This is a genomic window from Erwinia sp. MMLR14_017, from assembly GCF_033657285.1.
GTDB lineage: Bacteria > Pseudomonadota > Gammaproteobacteria > Enterobacterales > Enterobacteriaceae > Erwinia.
Map to the genome: position 1 here is coordinate 229,754 of NZ_JAWVWP010000003.1, position 18,450 is coordinate 248,203.

An 18,450-nucleotide genomic window follows, 5' to 3' on the forward strand; every position below is an offset into this window, starting at 1 on the left:
GTTCCTCAGTTATTGTTGTGAGCGGCGCTGTAATCACGCGCGCCAAAAATTGCGGTGCCAATGCGCACCATTGTACTGCCTGCCGCTATCGCGGCATCCATATCGTCACTCATTCCCAGAGAAAGCGTGTCGACAGAGGGATATTTTTTTTTCAGTTCGTTAAACGCTTCTGCCATCTGGCTACAGACGGCTAACTGCCGCGCATAGTCACTTTCAGGCGCGGGAATAGCCATCAGACCACGCAGCGTTAAACGAGGCAGAAGTGAAATCTCCTTTGCCAGCTCGCTCAGCGCCTCCAGCATGATGCCAGATTTACTGTTTTCGTCACTGATGTTTATCTGAATCAGTACGTTCAGCGGCGGCAACGCTTCCGGACGCTGCTCGTTAAGACGGACGGCAATCTTCAGCCGGTCTACGGTGTGACACCAGCTAAAATGTTCAGCAACCAGGCGACTCTTGTTGGATTGCAGCGGGCCAATAAAGTGCCAGTCGAGGGCGGAATTTCCTGACGCTTTAATTTTGTCGACACCTTCCTGCACGTAGTTCTCACCAAAACAGCGCTGGCCAGCGGCAACGGCTTCTTCGACCGCGCTCGCAGGTTTGGTCTTGCTGACTGCAAGCAGGGTAATTTCTGCCGGATCGCGCCCGCACTGTGCGGCGGCCGCTGAGATCCGCTCGCGGACTTGCTGTAAGTTGTGCTGAATCGAGGTCATAGTCAGGGAATATTATGAATATTGAAGAGATGGTGGCCCTTAGTGTAAAGCATAACGCGGGGGATCTGCACCTTTGCAGTGGTCATTCTCCGTTCTGGCGGCGTTGCGGCAGGCTGGAGCCGATGCCGGATGCCACGCCCGTGACTTCCGCACAGCTGGAAGCCTGGGCAAAAAGGTGGCTTACCGCCTCCCGGATGAGGCAGTTTGACCTGGCGGGCCAGCTCGATTTTGCTCTGACCATGGCGGATGGCGTGCGTCTGCGTGCCAATCTGTTCCGCCAGCAGCAGGGGCTTTCGCTGGCGCTGAGGCTGATAGCCAGCCATTGCCCCGATCTTACTGAGCTGAAGTTGCCTGCCATCGCTCACACCTTGTTAACCCTGAACGATGGACTGGTGCTGGTAACCGGTGCAACGGGCAGCGGTAAATCCACTACGCTGGCGGCGTTGATTGGCGAGATCAACAGAGAGCAGGCGCGGCACATTCTCACGCTGGAAGATCCGATCGAGTTTATCCATCACAGCCAGCGCTCGCTGATCCAGCAGCGGGAAATTGGTCAGCACAGCATTTCGTTCAGTGAAGGGCTGCGCGGCGCGCTGAGGGAAGATCCCGATATTATCCTGCTCGGTGAACTGCGTGATGGCGAGACCATTCAACAGGCGCTGACTGCGGCAGAAACCGGGCATCTGGTGCTGACGACGCTGCACACCCGTGGCGCAACGCAGGCAGTGGAGAGGCTGGTGGATCTCTTTCCCGGCGCGGAGAAAAACCGGGTGCGTAGCCAGCTGGCTGGCAGCCTGAAAGCGGTCATAGCGCAGCGGCTGGAGCAGGGAGCGGAACAGGGGCAGGGAAGGGTGGCGCTATTTGAAGTGCTGGTGAATACCCCTGCGGTAGCCAACCTGATCCGCGAGGGAAAAACCCATCAGCTTGCTGGCTTGCTGGAAACGGGTATGCAAAGCGGGATGCAGACCTTTGCGCAAAGTCTGGCCGAGCGGAGAAAAGCAGGATTAATCGCCGGGCCAGACCGGGTTCAGGCTGGTTAACCTGCCCTCAGGACCAGCTGTTCTCGAACCAGCTTTCAAGAATGATCACAGCAGAGAGAGAATCCACGCTGCCTTTGCTCAGCGCACGAAAGCCGCCGCGTTCGAACAGCTCTGCCCGCGCTTCAATGGTGCTCAGACGCTCATCGTGGAGGTCAACCTGCACGCCGAAGCGGCCATGAATGCGGTTGGCAAACTTACGGGCGCGTACCGTCAGCGGTTGTTCGGTACCATCCATATTCAGCGGCAGGCCGACCACCACGCGGTCCGGCTGCCACTCTTTCAGTAACGCTTCAATTTTATTCCAGTCCGGCGTGCCGTCCTGCGCCTTCAGCGCCGCTAAGGGTCTGGCTGTGCCGGTGAGCTGCTGCCCAATGGCCACGCCAATACTTTTAGTGCCGAAATCAAATGCCAGCAGGGTCATATGACTCATCAGGCATGACCTGCATCACTGGTGATATTGTGAATATCTACACCAATGCTTTTTGCCGCTTCCCGCCAGCGTTCGGCTATCGGGGTCTGGAACAGGATGTTGCTGTTAGCGGGCGTCGTCAGCCAGGCGTTCTCCAGCAATTCATTTTCCAGCTGATCTTTCTCCCAGGCGCAGTAGCCCAGCGCAACCAGCACACTGCCCGGCTGTTCTGGCGTACCCAGGGTTTCCAGCACATCACGCGAGGTGGTAATCACCGTATTATCGGAAACGCGGATGCTGGAGGCGAAAGTTCGTTGGGCAGAGTGCAGGATAAATCCACGATCTTCTGCCAGCGGGCCACCGGAGAAAACCGGCTTGTCGAGTTTGACCTCTGGCTCACGGGGCGTGGGCATAATTTTGAGTTTCTTCAGAATACCGTCAACGGTTAAATTTTCCATTGGCTTATTCACAATCAGGCCCATGGCTCCGTCATCATTATGCTCGCAGATATAAACCACCGAGCGCTTGAATAACGGGTCCTGCAGCGTGGGCATCGCAATCAAAAAATGATGCTGTAAATTCATATCAGGATTCTGTATTCGGGTTAACCGCACGCGGCCCGGCCGCGTGCGTAATTAACGGGTTAATAAAGGGGCCCGTTGACCCCGCGTACCGTCAGGCCAGGCGTTTTTCAATGGCATCCATCAGCATACCAGTAATTGAAATTGGGAATGCGGCCTCGATCTCACGGACGCAGGTTGGGCTGGTCACGTTAATCTCGGTCAGTTTATCGCCAATGATATCCAGACCTACAAAAATCAGCCCTTTGGCTTTCAGGGTCGGACCCACGCGGCGGGCAATTTCCCAGTCGCTTTCAGAAAGCGGACGCGCTTCACCACGTCCACCAGCCGCCAGATTTCCTCGCGTTTCACCAGACTTAGGAATACGGGCCAGGCAGTAGGGCACAGGTTCGCCATCCACAACCAGCACGCGCTTATCCCCTTCTTTAATAGCAGGCAGATAATTTTGCGCCATGCAGTAGAAGTTACCGTGCTCGGTTAACGTCTCGATGATGACTGACAGGTTGGGATCTTCCTGCTTGATGCGGAAAATAGAGGCGCCGCCCATGCCATCCAGCGGTTTCAGGATGATATCGCCATGCTCCTGCCAGAACTCACGTATCTGCTGCGCATTACGGGTCACCAACGTATCTGGCGTCAGTTCAGCAAACCAGGCGGTGAACAGCTTTTCGTTACAGTCACGCAGGCTCTGCGGTTTGTTGACGATCAGCGTTCCCTGTTCCTCTGCACGTTCCAGGATATAGGTAGCATAGATGAACTCAGTATCAAACGGCGGATCTTTACGCATCAGAACCACGTTCAGATCGGCCAGCGCAATGTCCTGCTCGCTGCCGAACTCAAACCACTTGTCATAGTTCTGCTCAACGCTAAGGCTGTGGGTGCGTGCACGAGCTTCGCCACCGCGCAGATAGAGATCCTTCATCTCCATATAATGGATTTCGTAACCACGGCGCTGTGCTTCCAGCAACATTGCGAAGCTGGTGTCTTTTTTAATATTGATGGAGGTAATAGGGTCCATCACAATGCCAAGCTTAATCATTTTGTCTCTCCAGTGAGCTATCTTATTTGCCATGTTTAACGCTGGTCGTGTCTGAAACTCACGCGCCTTTGAGTTCGCTGAAGTTTCTGCACGCTGGCGTGCCCGCAACGAGGAGGCTCAGGCTCAGCGGTCTGGCATAACTTACCCAACTATAATAATTTTGCATCACCAATTGGGCTTTCCGTCCCGCGCTGAAAGGTGGGATGAAGTGATGCGTGCTGTTTTCTCTCTCCAGGCTTACCCGAGATCGCCAAAGCGAACCTGAAGAGCAGTAATCGCCGTCAACGCCGTTGTTTCAGTGCGAAGGACGCGTGGACCTAACAGGATATCGGTAAAGCCGTAGCCTGCCGTCATACTGATTTCATCAGCGGTCAGGCCACCTTCCGGACCAATGAGAAGCCGGACACGTTCGACGGGGAGCGGCAGCGTATTAATACTCTGGCTGGCTCTTGGATGCAGGTTCAGCTTTAATCCCGCATCCTGCTCTGCGCTCCACGCTTCCAGCGTCATGGCTTCACGCACTTCCGGCACGCTGTTTCTGCCGCACTGTTCACAGGCGGCAATCACGATTTTTTGCCACTGCTGATGCTTTTTAGCCAGACGATCGGCGTCCAGCTTTACGCCACAGCGCTCAGAAAACAAGGGGGTAATCACATTTACCCCGAGTTCAACGGCCTTCTGAATGGTGAACTCCATCTTCTCGCCACGGGACATTACCTGACCCAGATGCAGATGAAGCGGGGATTCACGGCTCTCTTCGCGGCTTTCGCCCACCGAAACGCGAACGCTTTTTTTATCTGCCTGCACAATTTCTGCGGGAAAAGTCAGATTAGTGCCATCGAACAATTCCAGGGCCTGTCCGGCCCCCATGCGCAGTACGCGACCTACATGGTTAGCGGCCTCGTCGCTGAGGGCAATTTCACTGCCAGCGGTCAACGTCTCGGGATGAAAAATGCGGGGTATTCGCATGGAAATCCTGCTAAAGGTTAATGGTCATGCAATGGGCACGGCCTGAAGATGTGCTCTAGTTTAGGTCAGCGATTTTACCGCTGGCAAGCTTGCTGTATATAAGGATTATGGTTGCCCTGTACCTTAGCAATGCGGTTATCTCTCTCACACTCCCAGGGGGTGACCGGATAGAGCTTGTCCCAGACTGTCATCAGCTGGGTTTGCTGCTTTGACATGCTTATCTGGTATTGGTCGCGCATATAAAACCAGGTCCGTGCTATGGCACCACGGGCGCGGGCTGGCGGCTCGGCCAGTTTGTTTTTAAAGTCGATTTTCATTTCACACTGACCATACTGGCGCTCACTGCCGTTCCACTGGCTGTACATAAAGTTACCGCGATCGCCGTTCACCTCACCTATTGCGGGCTGAAGGTTGTGCAGGTCCGTTTCAATACGGCGATAGCCGGCATCTTTGGCACACTGTTTACGCCCGCCATTCTGCCAGCACTGACGCTGGTGTCCAAAGGTCCAGGCCGGTACCACATGTTCCCATTCGATACGCTTTGCGCGGCTGGCGTTTTTACGCACCTGATAGCCGCAGGAGGCGAGGTCAGGAATGCCTTTCTTGCCTTTCCAGGTGATTTTACAGCCACAGTAGAATGAACCCGGCGCATCCGCATTGAGCTTAGCCGCATACTCTTTAGCCTGGCCAAAACTGTTCTGATGATAGTTGTTCTGGCTGAAGCTGTGCGCAACCAGCGGGGAAAAGAGCAAAAAGAGTGAAAAGCTGCGAATAATGTTGCGAGGCATGTTCTGAAAATCTCTCCTGAAAACGAGGCGGCGAGAGTAACAGATGGAGACGGTTACGGGAAATCAGCCGGAAGTAATCAGGACGTTACTGGCGCTATTTTTCACCCTCAGGCCAGTTTTTCAGATTTTTGGAACTCACCAGGCAGAAGGCGTTCACCGCAGGAGACGCAGCGATACTCGCTTTCCCCCCGTAATACGCGGTTGTGGCGGCGTACGGTTAACTGATGCTGCTGACAGCCACAGCGATAAGGAAATGCACGGCTGCGTACAGAATCAATCTCAAACTTATGGGTACGCTGTGCAGGCACGCCTAATACGCTTTCCATCATCCACTTCCACTCTTTGCCGTGCGGCGGCACGCGGCCAAAATGCTTCCAGACCAGAAGATGGGCCAGCTCATGGGGAACGACTTCATTAATAAACGCCTGCTGATTCTCCAGCAGAAGCACCGGATTCAGGCGGATCTCCCACTGTTGCAGCCATGCGGTGCCCGCAGCCGTGCCGCGCTGCTGGTAGAGAAGTTTGGGTTCAGGGTAGTGGCGTTCGAGCCGATGGTTTGCCTGCTGCAATTTTTCACGCAGCGAGCGCATCACCGCCTGTTGCAGCGCAATGGGAAGTCTGGGGGATTTCATACGGCAAAGAATACGATCGGAGGAAGAGGATTACAATAAAGCTGGCCGGGATTCCCCGGCCAGTACTGTTTTACTGTTTAGTCACGCTGGCCGATATCGCGCAGCTTTTTGCCGCCCAACAGGTTGCGTTCAATGTGTTCCAGCGAAACGTTTTTGGTTTCCGGAATCAGCATAATGGTCAGGATGATAAACACGATGTTCAGACCGGCGTAGACCCAGAAGGTGTTCGCATTGCCCAGCGTATTGAGCATGGTCAGGAAGGTTGCGCCGACAATCATGTTGGCGATCCAGTTCGTCGCGGTGGAAACGGTGATACCGAAATCGCGGCCTTTCAGCGGCTGGATTTCAGAACAGAGTACCCAGATCAACGGACCGGCGCTCATGGCGAAACCAATGATGAACATCATCAGCATGGCGATAGCAAAGTACTGCGCGCCTTCAGAATGAATGCCCATATGCAGCATGGTTCCCAGCACGCCCATGCCTACCGCCATCACCATAAAGCCCAGTTTCAGCGTTGGTTTACGGCCCCAACGGTCAACCAGACCGATAGCGATAAAGGTAGCCAGTACGTTGACCAGGCCAACGATGACGGTGCCCCACATCTGCTCGGTGGTGTTGGTAAAGCCAGCGATTTCAAAAATCTTCGGCGCGTAATACATAATGACGTTCATGCCGGTGAACTGCTGCATCACCTGCAGAAGTACGCCCAGATAAACCGCACGGCGGAAGTTGCTGTTGTCTTTAAACAGGCTCCAGCCAGATTGTTTGATCTTCAGGCTTTCACGGATTTCATCCAGCTCGCGTTTTGCCTGCTCGCTGGTATCACGCAGACGGTCCAGCACGCGCTGAGCGGTGCGGAAGTCGCCTTTTGCCGCCAGCCAGCGCGGGCTGTTGGGCAGGAAGCAAACCCCCACCAGCAGCAGAGCTGCAGGAATGGTGATGATACCCAGCATCCAGCGCCATTCGCCGGTATAGCTGAAGGCGGTGTCAGAGAGGTAGGCACCCAGGATGCCGATGGTAATCATCAACTGGTAAAGCGAAATCATACTGCCGCGAATTTTTTCCGGAGCGATCTCGGAAAGATAAAGCGGCGCAGTATAAGAAGCCACACCCACAGCCAGACCCAGCACAACACGGGCGAAGATCAGCATTTCCGGGTTAGAGGACATGGCAGACCACAGGGAACCGATGACGAACAGGACTGCGCCAATCATCAGGCTTTTTTTACGTCCCAGACGGGAAGACATCCAGCCGCTGCCGACGGCGCCGACGGCGGCGCCGAACATCATTGAGCTGACAATCCACTCCTGCTGATGCGGGGTAACGTTAAAATCTTTGGCGATAAATGGCAGGGCGCCGGCGATAACGCCGATATCCAGACCAAACAACAGACCGGCCAGTGCTGCAAGGAAACAAACAAAAAAGGTCATCGCCTTGTTCGATGTTCTGCTCTGTTTCTTATTATCAGGCATAACGCCTCCATTAAAGTGGTACTGCTTATTGTTGTTATAAATGTTAGAAAACCTCAGCCCGCAAGACTGTGCTGGAGATCACATTGGTGTAATCGGTTACACACCAGATCAATCCGAAAAACAGCATTTTCACGCGCGCTTACGCTTTGTAACCAGATAGTGAGGTAGTCTCACTTAGTTCCCAAGTGCCCTGCTATCGGACAGCGCTGAAAATAGCGCATTCCGCCACACCTTGTTAAGCGTGTTAATTCTTAATTGTCAGATTTACAGAATGTTTCTGCGTGTAACCGTTAACAATTAAGCGCGTCAGGGCCAAAAGAAGTGTAGCCACAGAAGACTATTCTGCCAGCCGCAGGGATCAAAAAGGGCACCCGCTGGGTGCCCTCAGGTGTGCCTGCTTTGGCTTATTTCAGGCCAGCTGCCTCACGCAGTTGCGCAGCCTTGTCGGTTTTTTCCCATGGGAAGTGTTCACGACCAAAGTGGCCGTAAGCAGCTGTCTCACGGTAGATAGGGTGCAGCAGATCCAGCATCTGGATCAAACCGTATGGACGCAGGTCGAAGAACTCACGCACCAGCAGGGTCAGCTGCTCGGTTGAGATTTTCTCTGTACCGAAGGTTTCCACCATGATTGAGGTAGGTTCAGCCACGCCAATAGCGTAAGAAACCTGGATCTCGCAGCGGTCAGCCAGGCCAGCAGCAACGATGTTTTTAGCTACGTAACGTGCCGCGTAGGCCGCTGAACGGTCAACTTTAGAGGGATCTTTACCGGAGAAAGCACCACCACCGTGACGCGCCATACCGCCGTAGGTATCAACGATGATTTTACGTCCGGTCAATCCGCAGTCACCCATTGGTCCACCGATAACAAAACGGCCGGTCGGGTTGATATGATATTTGGTGCTGCTGTTGATCCACTCTTCAGGCAGTACCGGCTTGATGATCTCTTCCATCACCGCTTCCTGCAGATCTTTCTGCGAGATATCTTCGGAATGCTGAGTAGAGAGAACGACAGCATCGATACCGACAATTTTGCCGTTATCATACTGGAAAGTGATCTGGCTTTTGGCATCCGGGCGCAGCCACGGCAGCGTGCCGTTTTTACGCACTTCTGACTGACGCTGCACCAGACGGTGCGCATAGGTCACGGGAGCTGGCATCAGCACATCGGTTTCGTTGGTGGCGTAGCCAAACATCAGGCCCTGGTCGCCTGCACCCTGCTCAAGGGGGTCAGCACGGTCAACGCCCTGGTTAATGTCCGGCGACTGTTTACCAATAGCATTCAGTACGGCGCAAGAGTTGGCATCAAAGCCCATATCGGAATGGACATAACCGATTTCGCGCACGGTGTTACGGGTGATCTCTTCAATATCAACCCAGGCAGAAGTGGTGATCTCGCCGCCAACCAGCACCATGCCCGTTTTTACATACGTCTCGCAAGCCACACGAGCTTTCGGATCCTGCTCAAGAATAGCATCAAGCACGGCATCGGAAATCTGGTCGGCGATTTTATCAGGATGTCCTTCTGAGACGGACTCGGAAGTGAAAAGGTGTTTAGCCATTAATTCTTTACCTTACTGAATACGGGTTGAAATCGACTGCATAGCGCGAAAATACTGTCACCGTTAACCGGTTCAGGCTCTCAGCGCCCCCTCAGGCAAAGCCATGAGCAGTACATATAAAAGAAGACGCTTAGAAGTTAACCAGTATAGATGGATTAACATCTGGACGGCTATTTTAGGTTACTCATTAATCGGATTGCCAGCCTTTTTTCTTTAAAGCTTTTTTCAGATGAGGCGCAAAGTGGAAAAGATTCATGACAGGGTACGCATTTCAGCGATTTAGATTTTGCATTTTGGGCGTTTCGGCTGTATAAAACGCCGCTGCGTTGCACTGTCCCGACCTCCTTCATCTTTCCGACACCTACGCCGTCTACTCTTTTATCAGGCTTCTCCCTTATTCAGCGTTAGCTGAGAGTGAGTGCCGTGGGAAGTGTACGTCATGTTTAATGTTATACTTCACAGACCGATTGGTGTGATTCGCCAGTGTTTTATGCTGGATTTCCCGGTAGTCGATGGGTTGTTGTCGCAGCATTTCCCTGCGATAGTAGTTAACTGTTTCGCATCATTTGAATTTGAGGCTCGTAATGTCTGACGACATGAAGACTATCAAGGGTTCGTCAGCAGGCGAACAGGGTGTACTCCGCTCCATGCAGGAGGTGGCTATGAGCGATCAAGATGCCAGCAAGATGCTGCGCACCTACAATATTGCCTGGTGGGGTAATAACTATTATGACGTCAATGAGCTGGGGCACATCAGTGTCTGCCCCGATCCGGACGTGCCGGAAGCACGCGTCGATTTAGCGAAACTGGTTAAAGAGCGTGAGGCTGAAGGCCAGCGTCTTCCCGCCCTGTTTTGTTTCCCTCAGATTCTGCAACATCGCCTTCGTTCGATAAACGCGGCCTTTAAACGTGCGCGTGAATCCTATGGCTATCGCGGTGATTATTTCCTTGTCTATCCGATAAAAGTTAACCAGCACAAGCGCGTGATCGAGTCGCTGATCAACTCTGGTGAACCGCTGGGCTTAGAGGCTGGTTCCAAAGCTGAGCTGATGGCAGTGCTGGCACATGCGGGCATGACGCGCTCGGTGATTGTCTGTAACGGCTACAAAGACCGTGAGTACATTCGTCTGGCGCTGATTGGCGAAAAGATGGGCCATAAAGTCTATCTGGTGCTGGAAAAAATGACCGAAGTGAAGCTGGTGCTTGAAGAAGCTGAACGGCTGAACGTGATCCCGCGCCTGGGTATCCGTGCGCGCCTGGCTTCGCAGGGTTCCGGTAAATGGCAGTCCAGCGGCGGCGAAAAATCTAAATTTGGTCTGTCGGCCACGCAGGTTCTGAAGCTGGTCGAGATCATGCGCGAAGCGGGCCGGATGGAAAGCCTGCAACTGCTGCACTTCCATCTCGGTTCGCAGATGGCGAATATCCGTGATATCGCTACTGGCGTGCGTGAGTCGGCGCGTTTCTATGTGGAGCTGGCTAAGCTTGGCGTAAACATTCAGTGCTTTGACGTGGGCGGTGGCCTGGGCGTGGACTATGAAGGTACGCGTTCGCAGTCCGACTGTTCGGTAAACTATGGCCTGAATGAGTATGCAAACAACGTAATCTGGGCGATAGGCGATGCGTGTGAAGAGCACAATCTGCCGCACCCTACGGTGATCACCGAGTCTGGTCGTGCGGTAACCGCGCACCATACCGTGCTGGTGTCAAACATCATCGGCGTGGAGCGTAACGAGTTCAGCGAACCGCATCCGCCTGAAGGCGATTCGCCACGTCCTATCGTCAGCATGTGGGATACCTGGCAGGAGATGCACGAGCCAGACAATCGCCGCTCGCTGCGCGAATGGCTGCACGACAGCCAGATGGATCTCTTTGATATCCACACCGGCTACTCGCAGGGAACTTACGATCTGAAGCAGCGTGCCTGGGCCGAGCAGCTTTATCTGAGCATCTGCCACTATATCCAGCAGCACCTGGACCCCAGCAACCGCGCCCACCGTCCGATTATCGACGAACTGCAGGAGCGCATGGCGGATAAAATCTACGTCAACTTCTCGCTGTTCCAGTCGATGCCGGATGCGTGGGGAATTGACCAGCTGTTCCCGGTTATGCCGCTGGAAGGGCTGAATAAATCGCCAGAGCGTCGCGCCGTGCTGCTGGATATCACCTGTGACTCGGACGGCACCATCGATCACTACGTAGACGGTGACGGCATTGCGACAACCATGCCAATGCCGCAGTACGACGTGGATAACCCGCCGATGCTGGGCTTCTTTATGGTCGGCGCCTATCAGGAGATCCTTGGCAATATGCACAACCTGTTCGGCGATACCGAAGCGGTTGACGTCTTTGCCTATGCCGATGGTCGGGTTGACGTGCAGCTTTCAGATGAAGGCGACACCGTTGCTGATATGCTGGAGTATGTGCAGCTTGATCCTCAGGAGCTGCTGACGCACTTCCGCAATCAGATCAAAGAGAGCGATCTGGACGAGGAGCTGCGCGCGCAATTCCTGCAAGAGTTTGAGTCTGGCCTCTACGGCTATACCTATCTGGAAGATGAATAAAGAGGATTGTGTATGAATAACACCCTGGGCAACCAGTATGATAACTCGCTGGTTTCAAACGCCTTTGGTTTTATGCGTTTTCCGGTTAACTTCCAACCCTACGACAGCGATGCCGAGTGGGTGATTACCGGTATTCCTTTCGATGCGGCGACCTCTGGCCGACCGGGCAGCCGCCTGGGGCCGGGTGCCATTCGTCAGATCTCCACTAACCTGGCATGGGAAGGCTGCCGCTGGCCGTGGAACTTCGACCTGCGTCAGCGCCTGAAGGTAATTGACTGTGGCGACCTGGTCTATGCCTTTGGAGATTCGCAGGATCTGACCGATAAGCTGCAGGCGCACGCGGAAAAACTGCTGGCGAACGGCAAGCGCATGATGACCTTCGGCGGCGATCATTACGTGACGCTGCCTCTGCTGCGCGCACATGCGAAACACTTCGGTAAGATGGCGCTGGTGCATTTCGATGCCCACACTGATACCTACTCTAACGGACCGAAGTTTGACCACGGCACCATGTTCCACCATGCGCCGCAGGAAGGGCTGATCGATCCGGCACACTCAGTGCAGATCGGTATCCGCACTGAATTCGACGCCTCGCTGGGCTTTAACGTGCTTGATGCGGCGCAGGTCAACGATCGCAGCGTGGATGACATCATCGCTCAGGTGAAAGAGATCGTTGGCGATATGCCGGTTTACCTGACCTTTGATATCGACTGTCTGGATCCGGCTCACGCGCCGGGTACCGGCACGCCGGTGATTGGCGGATTAACCACGGATAAAGCGACCAGGCTGGTGCGCGGTTTGCAGGGGTTGAATATCGTCGGTATGGATCTGGTGGAAGTGGCACCGGGCTACGATCAGTCCGATATCACTGCGCTTGCGGCGGCAACGCTGGCGCTGGATATGCTGCACGTTCAGGCCGTCAATAAAGGCTGATAACGGCAGGTAAGAGAAGGGCGCGCCTGTGGGTGCGCCCTTTTTTTATCGCTTCAGTTATTTACCGGCAGCAATACGATCTTTGATGTGCTGGGCGCGTGAAGTGGAAGAGGGGTGGGAGTCAAACATGGTGCTTTCGTGGCTGCCTTCCAGCTTCGAGAGTTTTTCAAAGCTGGTGACCAGACCTTCCGGATTGATGCCGCGCTTCTTCATCAGGTCAAACGAGTAGTCATCCGCCTGAGATTCCTGTTTCTGCGAGAACTGTGCATTAACCAGCTTCTCGCCCAGGTCGCCCAGCTGAGACTGAGAAAGCGTAGCGGCGATGCCGCCCACCGATGCCGCAGCCGTACGGGCAGCCGTGGCGCTGTAGGCAACCTGCATGGCGCGACGGGTATGGCCCAGCGCAACGTGGCCCATTTCATGACCGAGTACGCCTTCCACTTCATTGTCGGTCATCATATCCATCAGTCCGCTGTAGACGCGGATACAGCCGTTCGCCATCGCCCAGGCATTAACATCCTTGGTGACGTAAACTTTGTAGTTGGCTGGCGTGCCGTTGATGTTGTCGCCCAGCGCCGCCGCAATTTTGTTCAGGCGCTGAGTATATACGCTGCTGGCGGGAGCAATCTGCGCTTCGCTGTCCATCTGTTCGCACGACTTCACGCTCAGCTCTTTGACCTGTTCATCGCTCAGCGTGGCAGCCTGATAAGCCTGCGCGCCGGACTGCAACAGCGCATTACTGTCGAAATTCTGGCAACCAGAAAGTGCGGAAATCAGACCCAGGGTAAGTACAGAGTTACGTAATTTCATATTATTTCATCCAGTGGGTAACAAGGTAATAAAAACAAGAACCTGCCAAAAAGGGAGATAAAAAAGCGAACAATAAAGAGGGCGTTATAACCTTCCCCGAGACAAATGCATAGTGGCTAAGCTCTCAAAGCGCAAGTTTCCTCCCGGTATTTTGCACGTTTCGCCATGTACAGGAGGCCTGTGTTTCATGTACATTGTGGGTCGACTTTTACAACTTTGCCTGATAACTCATTGATTAAAATAGGTTAAGGACGGCGAAGCGTTTAATCCGACCTGGAGTAGAACATGTCTTCTCGTAAAGAGCTTGCTAACGCCATTCGCGCATTAAGTATGGATGCGGTACAAAAAGCCAAATCTGGCCACCCGGGCGCCCCGATGGGCATGGCAGATATCGCCGAAGTGCTGTGGCGTGACTTCCTGAACCATAACCCCACTAACCCACTCTGGGCTGACCGCGACCGCTTTGTGCTGTCCAATGGTCACGGATCGATGCTGATTTACAGCCTGCTGCACCTCAGCGGCTATGATTTGCCAATCTCTGAACTGGCTAACTTCCGTCAGCTGCACTCTAAAACTCCAGGTCATCCGGAATTTGGTTATACCGCAGGCGTTGAAACCACCACCGGCCCGCTGGGGCAGGGTATTGCGAACGCCGTAGGCATGGCGATTGCAGAGCGCACAATGGCCGCTCAGTTTAACCGTCCTGGTCACGATATTGTCGATCACAGCACCTATGTATTTATGGGTGATGGCTGCATGATGGAAGGGATCTCCCATGAAGTCTGCTCGCTGGCGGGTACGCTCGCGCTTGGCAAACTGGTGGCTTTCTATGATGACAACGGCATCTCTATCGACGGCCACATCGACGGCTGGTTTACTGATGATACCGCTAAGCGTTTTGAAGCCTACGGCTGGCACGTAGTGCGCGGTGTGGATGGTCACGATGCTGAAGCGATCAAAAAAGCGGTGGAAGAAGCGAAAGCCGTCAGCGACAAACCTTCTCTGCTGCTGTGCAAAACCGTTATCGGTTTCGGCTCGCCGAACAAAGCAGGCACCCACGACTCACACGGCGCGCCGCTGGGTGATGACGAAGTGGCCCTGACCCGTAAGCAGCTTGGCTGGAGCCACGCGCCGTTTGAAATTCCACAGGATATCTACGCGCAGTGGGATGCCAAAGAAGCAGGCCAGGCTAAAGAAGCCGCATGGAACGAGAAGTTTGCGGCCTATGCTAAAGCCTACCCTGAGCTGGCAAAAGAGTTCAGCCGCCGTATGGGTAACGAGCTGCCAGCTAACTGGCAGGCGGAGTCGCAGAAGTTTATTGAACAGCTGCAGGCTAACCCGGCGAAAATCGCCAGCCGCAAAGCGTCACAGAACAGCCTGGAAGCCTTTGGTAAACTGTTGCCTGAATACCTGGGCGGCTCTGCCGACCTGGCGCCAAGCAACCTGACCATGTGGTCCGGCTCTAAGCCAATCAATGAAGATGCAGCCGGTAACTACATCCATTACGGCGTTCGCGAGTTCGGTATGACCGCCATTGCCAACGGCATCACGCTGCATGGTGGCTTCCTGCCATACACCGCAACCTTCCTGATGTTTGTTGAATACGCGCGCAACGCTGCCCGTATGGCTGCCCTGATGAAAATTCGTCAGATTATGGTCTATACCCACGACTCTATCGGTCTGGGTGAAGATGGCCCGACGCACCAGCCGGTTGAGCAGATGGCAAGCCTGCGCGTTACGCCAAACATGAGCCTGTGGCGTCCTTGCGATCAGGTTGAGTCTGCGGTGGCGTGGAAATATGCCATCGAGCGTGTCGATGGCCCAACGGCGCTGATCTTCTCCCGTCAGAATCTGGCGCAGCAGGATCGTAATGCTGAGCAGCTGGCTAACGTTGCGCGCGGTGGTTACGTGCTGAAAGATTGCGAAGGGCAGCCTGAAGCGATCCTGATCGCTACCGGTTCCGAAGTGGAGCTGGCGGTAGGCGCGTATGACCGGCTGACTTCAGAGGGGCGTAAAGTTCGCGTAGTTTCTATGCCTTCTACCGATGCCTTCGACAAGCAGGATGCCGCCTACCGTGAAGCGGTACTGCCGAAAGCGGTCAGCGCTCGCGTGGCTATCGAAGCGGGTATTGCCGACTACTGGTTCAAATATACCGGCCTGAACGGCGCTATCGTAGGCATGACCACCTTTGGTGAGTCAGCACCTGCTGAGCAGCTGTTTGAGATGTTTGGCTTCACCGTGGATAACGTGGTCGCTAAAACCAAAGAACTGCTGTAATACGCTGGGGCGGGAGTCATCCCGCCCCCTTACTGCTGTCTGTTTTCATCCATGCCAGAGAGTCTGCCTTCGATATCTTTTCTGCCGCCTCTTACAGTACGACCAGACAATTTCCCTTTGATGACCTTTCCGCCGCAGGTTTTAACAATTATCAGAAGCGTTCTCTTAACCGCTACTTTTCCCGCTGCCGCTGTCCTCTTAATTTTCTTAATCTGTGACGCAGATCCAAAGATTGTCGCTGCAATTGATCCCGGTCATTCCTATTATTCCTGAGTTCAACTATTCTGGCTGAACCGTTTCAGTTCGTCTCTGTGCTGATGTCTGACGGATTTTCAGGCCGGTGGTCTGACACAAAAATTCCCTGTACAAACCCGATCGTCTGCCTCAGGCTAACGCTCCAGTTTTACACTGAATTCAGATGCTGGAGTGATATGACAGTTCGCATTGCCATAAACGGGTTTGGCCGCATCGGGCGTAACGTGCTGCGTGCGCTCTATGAAACTGGCCGTCGGGCGGAAATCACTGTGGTGGCTGTCAATGAGCTGGCGGAAGCGGCTGGCATGGCGCACTTACTGAAGTATGACACCAGCCACGGACGCTTTGGCTGGGACGTGCGCCAGGAGCGGGATCTGCTCTCGGTAGGCGAAGACACGATTCGTTTGCTGCACCGTGCGGAGATTGCCGGGCTGCCGTGGCGGGAGCTGAATATAGATGTAGTGCTCGACTGCACCGGCGTGTACGGCAGCCGCGAAGATGGCGAAGCGCATCTGGCTGCGGGTGCAAAAAAAGTGCTGTTTTCCCATCCCGGCGGGAATGACCTGGATGCCACCGTGGTCTACGGTGTGAATGAAAAAGAACTACAGCCGAATCATCTGATTGTCTCCAATGCCTCCTGCACGACGAACTGTATTATTCCTGTGATTAAACTGCTGGATGATGCCTATGGCATTGAGTCGGGAACGGTGACCACCATCCACTCTGCAATGCACGATCAGCAGGTGATTGATGCCTATCACAGCGACCTGCGGCGTACGCGCGCGGCCAGTCAGTCTATTATTCCGGTCGATACGCGTCTTGCCGCCGGGATTACTCGTATTTTTCCTAAATTTAATGACCGGTTTGAGGCTATAGCGGTGCGCGTTCCTACCATAAACGTGACGGCGATTGATTTGAGCGTCAGCGTCAGGCGAGCGGTAGGGGCGTGTGAAGTTAATGCCTTGTTGCGAAACGCGTCAGAAGGGGCATTTAGTGGTATAGTTGACTATACGGAACTACCGTTAGTCTCAATAGATTTTAACCATGATCCGCACAGTGCCATAGTCGATGGCACGCAGACGCGGGTCAGCGGTCAGCACCTGATCAAGACGCTGGTCTGGTGCGACAACGAGTGGGGCTTTGCTAACCGGATGATCGACACCACGTTAGCGATGGCCGCAAGCGGTTTCAGGTAGGGCGCGGACTGCGCCCGTCAAAACTTAGAGAATCAACGAGAGGATTCACCATGTCTGTAATTAAGATGACCGATCTGGATCTTGCTGGCAAACGCGTACTTATCCGTTCTGATTTGAACGTGCCGGTAAAAGAAGGGAAAGTGACGTCTGATGCACGTATCCGTGCTTCATTGCCGACCATCGAAGCGGCGCTGAAGCAGGGCGCAAAAGTGATGGTAACTTCCCATCTTGGTCGCCCAACTGAAGGTGAATACAACGAGGAGTTTTCTCTCCTGCCCGTTGTTAATTATCTGAAAGACAAACTCTCTTCTCCTGTTCGCCTGGCGAAAGATTACCTTGATGGCGTAGAGATTGCCGAAGGTGAACTGGTCGTTCTGGAAAACGTTCGCTTCAACAAAGGCGAAAAGAAAGACGACGAAGCCCTCTCTAAAAAATATGCTGCCCTGTGCGACATCTACGTGATGGATGCCTTTGGTACCGCTCACCGCGCGCAGGCTTCCACTCACGGCGTCGGCAAATTTGCTCCGGTTGCCTGTGCAGGCCCGCTGCTGGCTGACGAACTGGAAGCCCTGGGCAAGGCGCTGAAAAGCCCGGCTCGCCCAATGGTTGCTGTGGTCGGCGGTTCTAAAGTTTCCACCAAGTTTGACGTGCTGAACTCGCTGGTGAAAATTGCGGATACCGTGATTGTGGGCGGCGGTATCGCCAACACCTTCGTGGCTATTGATAACAACGTCGGTAAATCTCTGTACGAGCCAGATTTTGTTGAAGCGGCGAAAAAACTGCGTGATGAATTCAAAATCCCGGTTCCGACCGACTCCCGCGTAGGTACAGAATTCTCTGAAACTGCCCCTGCCACCGTCAAGAAAGTGAATGAAGTCAAAGATAACGAAGAGATCATGGACTTCGGTGACGAAACCGCGCTGGCGATGGCTAAACTGTTGAAAGAAGCCAAAACTATTCTGTGGAATGGCCCGGTTGGCGTGTTCGAATTCCCGAACTTCCGTAAAGGAACGGAAATTGTAGCTAAGGCGATTGCAGAGAGTGACGCATTCTCTATCGCCGGAGGCGGTGATACGCTGGCAGCCATCGATCTGTTCGGTATCGAAGATAAAATCTCCTATATCTCTACCGGCGGCGGTGCTTTCCTGGAGTTCGTGGAAGGCAAAAAACTGCCAGCAGTCGCCATGCTTGAAGAGCGTGCGAAACAGTAATC

The 18,450-nt window shown here is 54.0% G+C and carries 17 protein-coding genes; 7 read left to right on the forward strand and 10 right to left on the reverse strand.

Annotated elements, in window-relative coordinates; genetic code table 11:
• Positions 1-5: 5 nt before the first annotated feature.
• Entirely contained in the window at positions 6-713 is a 708-nt protein-coding gene (locus tag SD961_RS06585) for a YggS family pyridoxal phosphate-dependent enzyme (protein WP_318789595.1), read from the reverse strand.
• A gap of 14 nt (positions 714-727) precedes the next feature.
• Between SD961_RS06585 and SD961_RS06590 the strand changes: the two genes are divergently transcribed.
• The gene (locus tag SD961_RS06590) at positions 728-1,753 is read left to right on the forward strand and encodes a type IV pilus twitching motility protein PilT (RefSeq protein WP_318789596.1); all 1,026 of its coding nucleotides are present in this window, start codon (positions 728-730) and stop codon (positions 1,751-1,753) included.
• Between the two features lie 7 nt (positions 1,754-1,760).
• Here SD961_RS06590 and ruvX read toward each other — a convergent pair whose 3' ends face one another.
• The 8 genes from ruvX to metK all read right to left on the reverse strand — a co-directional run bounded on the left by ruvX (position 1,761) and on the right by metK (position 9,205).
• Complete coding sequence (ruvX, locus tag SD961_RS06595; protein ID WP_318789597.1) at positions 1,761-2,183, reverse strand: Holliday junction resolvase RuvX; 423 nt, start codon at positions 2,181-2,183, stop codon at positions 1,761-1,763.
• Positions 2,183-2,746, reverse strand: a complete 564-nt coding sequence (locus SD961_RS06600; RefSeq protein WP_318789598.1) for a YqgE/AlgH family protein — start codon at positions 2,744-2,746, stop codon at positions 2,183-2,185. Before SD961_RS06600 ends, ruvX begins: the two co-directional genes overlap by 1 nt.
• A gap of 91 nt (positions 2,747-2,837) precedes the next feature.
• A complete protein-coding gene (gene gshB / locus SD961_RS06605) occupies positions 2,838-3,782 on the reverse strand; it encodes a glutathione synthase (RefSeq protein ID WP_318789600.1) in 945 nt (314 codons plus the stop codon).
• A 237-nt stretch (positions 3,783-4,019) separates the two neighbouring features.
• Positions 4,020-4,751: a 16S rRNA (uracil(1498)-N(3))-methyltransferase gene (gene rsmE / locus SD961_RS06610; protein ID WP_318789601.1), complete on the reverse strand. Its 732-nt coding sequence runs from the start codon at positions 4,749-4,751 to the stop codon at positions 4,020-4,022.
• 74 nt (positions 4,752-4,825) lie between these two features.
• Complete coding sequence (gene endA / locus SD961_RS06615) at positions 4,826-5,539, reverse strand: deoxyribonuclease I (RefSeq protein WP_318789602.1); 714 nt, start codon at positions 5,537-5,539, stop codon at positions 4,826-4,828.
• 107 nt (positions 5,540-5,646) lie between these two features.
• Positions 5,647-6,171, reverse strand: a complete 525-nt coding sequence (locus SD961_RS06620; RefSeq protein WP_318789603.1) for a SprT family zinc-dependent metalloprotease — start codon at positions 6,169-6,171, stop codon at positions 5,647-5,649.
• A 77-nt stretch (positions 6,172-6,248) separates the two neighbouring features.
• Entirely contained in the window at positions 6,249-7,646 is a 1,398-nt protein-coding gene (locus SD961_RS06625; protein ID WP_318789604.1) for a sugar porter family MFS transporter, read from the reverse strand.
• A 404-nt stretch (positions 7,647-8,050) separates the two neighbouring features.
• The gene (gene metK / locus SD961_RS06630) at positions 8,051-9,205 is read right to left on the reverse strand and encodes a methionine adenosyltransferase (protein ID WP_318789605.1); all 1,155 of its coding nucleotides are present in this window, start codon (positions 9,203-9,205) and stop codon (positions 8,051-8,053) included.
• A 490-nt stretch (positions 9,206-9,695) separates the two neighbouring features.
• Here metK and SD961_RS21700 point away from each other — a divergent pair, with 490 nt between their 5' ends.
• The 3 genes from SD961_RS21700 to speB are packed head-to-tail and all read left to right on the forward strand — an operon-like array spanning position 9,696 to position 12,699.
• The gene (locus SD961_RS21700) at positions 9,696-9,797 is read left to right on the forward strand and encodes a virulence promoting factor (RefSeq protein ID WP_412916661.1); all 102 of its coding nucleotides are present in this window, start codon (positions 9,696-9,698) and stop codon (positions 9,795-9,797) included.
• On the forward strand, positions 9,790-11,766 hold the full coding sequence (speA, locus tag SD961_RS06635) for a biosynthetic arginine decarboxylase (protein WP_318789606.1): 1,977 nt from the start codon (positions 9,790-9,792) through the stop codon (positions 11,764-11,766). Before SD961_RS21700 ends, speA begins: the two co-directional genes overlap by 8 nt.
• 12 nt (positions 11,767-11,778) lie before the next feature.
• The gene (speB, locus tag SD961_RS06640) at positions 11,779-12,699 is read left to right on the forward strand and encodes an agmatinase (RefSeq protein ID WP_318789607.1); all 921 of its coding nucleotides are present in this window, start codon (positions 11,779-11,781) and stop codon (positions 12,697-12,699) included.
• Between the two features lie 57 nt (positions 12,700-12,756).
• Here the strand turns inward: speB and SD961_RS06645 are convergent, their stop codons facing one another.
• A complete protein-coding gene (locus tag SD961_RS06645) occupies positions 12,757-13,509 on the reverse strand; it encodes a M48 family metallopeptidase (RefSeq protein ID WP_318789608.1) in 753 nt (250 codons plus the stop codon).
• 285 nt (positions 13,510-13,794) lie between these two features.
• On the opposite strand from SD961_RS06645, the gene tkt reads away from it, so the two are divergent.
• From tkt to pgk, 3 genes are all read left to right on the forward strand, one after another.
• Positions 13,795-15,786 carry a transketolase gene (tkt, locus tag SD961_RS06650; RefSeq protein ID WP_318789609.1) on the forward strand — a complete coding sequence of 664 codons (1,992 nt, stop codon included), beginning with the start codon at positions 13,795-13,797 and terminating at the stop codon, positions 15,784-15,786.
• A 431-nt stretch (positions 15,787-16,217) separates the two neighbouring features.
• Positions 16,218-17,237, forward strand: coding sequence for an erythrose-4-phosphate dehydrogenase (epd, locus tag SD961_RS06655; protein WP_318789610.1), 1,020 nt, complete (start codon positions 16,218-16,220; stop codon positions 17,235-17,237).
• 50 nt (positions 17,238-17,287) lie between these two features.
• Positions 17,288-18,448, forward strand: coding sequence for a phosphoglycerate kinase (gene pgk, locus SD961_RS06660; protein WP_318789611.1), 1,161 nt, complete (start codon positions 17,288-17,290; stop codon positions 18,446-18,448).
• The last annotated feature ends 2 nt before the right edge of the window (positions 18,449-18,450 follow it).

Excerpts from the sequence above, each read along its gene's own strand:
- pgk (WP_318789611.1), top strand. The coding sequence starts at position 17,288 with ATGTCTGTAATTAAGATGACCGATCTGGATCTTGCTGGCAAACGCGTA.
- ruvX (WP_318789597.1), bottom strand. The coding sequence starts at position 2,183 with ATGAGTCATATGACCCTGCTGGCATTTGATTTCGGCACTAAAAGTATT.
- SD961_RS06600 (WP_318789598.1), bottom strand. The coding sequence starts at position 2,746 with ATGAATTTACAGCATCATTTTTTGATTGCGATGCCCACGCTGCAGGAC.
- SD961_RS21700 (WP_412916661.1), top strand. The coding sequence starts at position 9,696 with ATGCTGGATTTCCCGGTAGTCGATGGGTTGTTGTCGCAGCATTTCCCT.
- SD961_RS06645 (WP_318789608.1), bottom strand. The coding sequence starts at position 13,509 with ATGAAATTACGTAACTCTGTACTTACCCTGGGTCTGATTTCCGCACTT.
- epd (WP_318789610.1), top strand. The coding sequence starts at position 16,218 with ATGACAGTTCGCATTGCCATAAACGGGTTTGGCCGCATCGGGCGTAAC.
- speA (WP_318789606.1), top strand. The coding sequence starts at position 9,790 with ATGTCTGACGACATGAAGACTATCAAGGGTTCGTCAGCAGGCGAACAG.
- endA (WP_318789602.1), bottom strand. The coding sequence starts at position 5,539 with ATGCCTCGCAACATTATTCGCAGCTTTTCACTCTTTTTGCTCTTTTCC.
- gshB (WP_318789600.1), bottom strand. The coding sequence starts at position 3,782 with ATGATTAAGCTTGGCATTGTGATGGACCCTATTACCTCCATCAATATT.
- SD961_RS06585 (WP_318789595.1), bottom strand. The coding sequence starts at position 713 with ATGACCTCGATTCAGCACAACTTACAGCAAGTCCGCGAGCGGATCTCA.
- SD961_RS06625 (WP_318789604.1), bottom strand. The coding sequence starts at position 7,646 with ATGCCTGATAATAAGAAACAGAGCAGAACATCGAACAAGGCGATGACC.
- rsmE (WP_318789601.1), bottom strand. The coding sequence starts at position 4,751 with ATGCGAATACCCCGCATTTTTCATCCCGAGACGTTGACCGCTGGCAGT.
- speB (WP_318789607.1), top strand. The coding sequence starts at position 11,779 with ATGAATAACACCCTGGGCAACCAGTATGATAACTCGCTGGTTTCAAAC.
- SD961_RS06620 (WP_318789603.1), bottom strand. The coding sequence starts at position 6,171 with ATGAAATCCCCCAGACTTCCCATTGCGCTGCAACAGGCGGTGATGCGC.
- tkt (WP_318789609.1), top strand. The coding sequence starts at position 13,795 with ATGTCTTCTCGTAAAGAGCTTGCTAACGCCATTCGCGCATTAAGTATG.
- metK (WP_318789605.1), bottom strand. The coding sequence starts at position 9,205 with ATGGCTAAACACCTTTTCACTTCCGAGTCCGTCTCAGAAGGACATCCT.
- SD961_RS06590 (WP_318789596.1), top strand. The coding sequence starts at position 728 with ATGAATATTGAAGAGATGGTGGCCCTTAGTGTAAAGCATAACGCGGGG.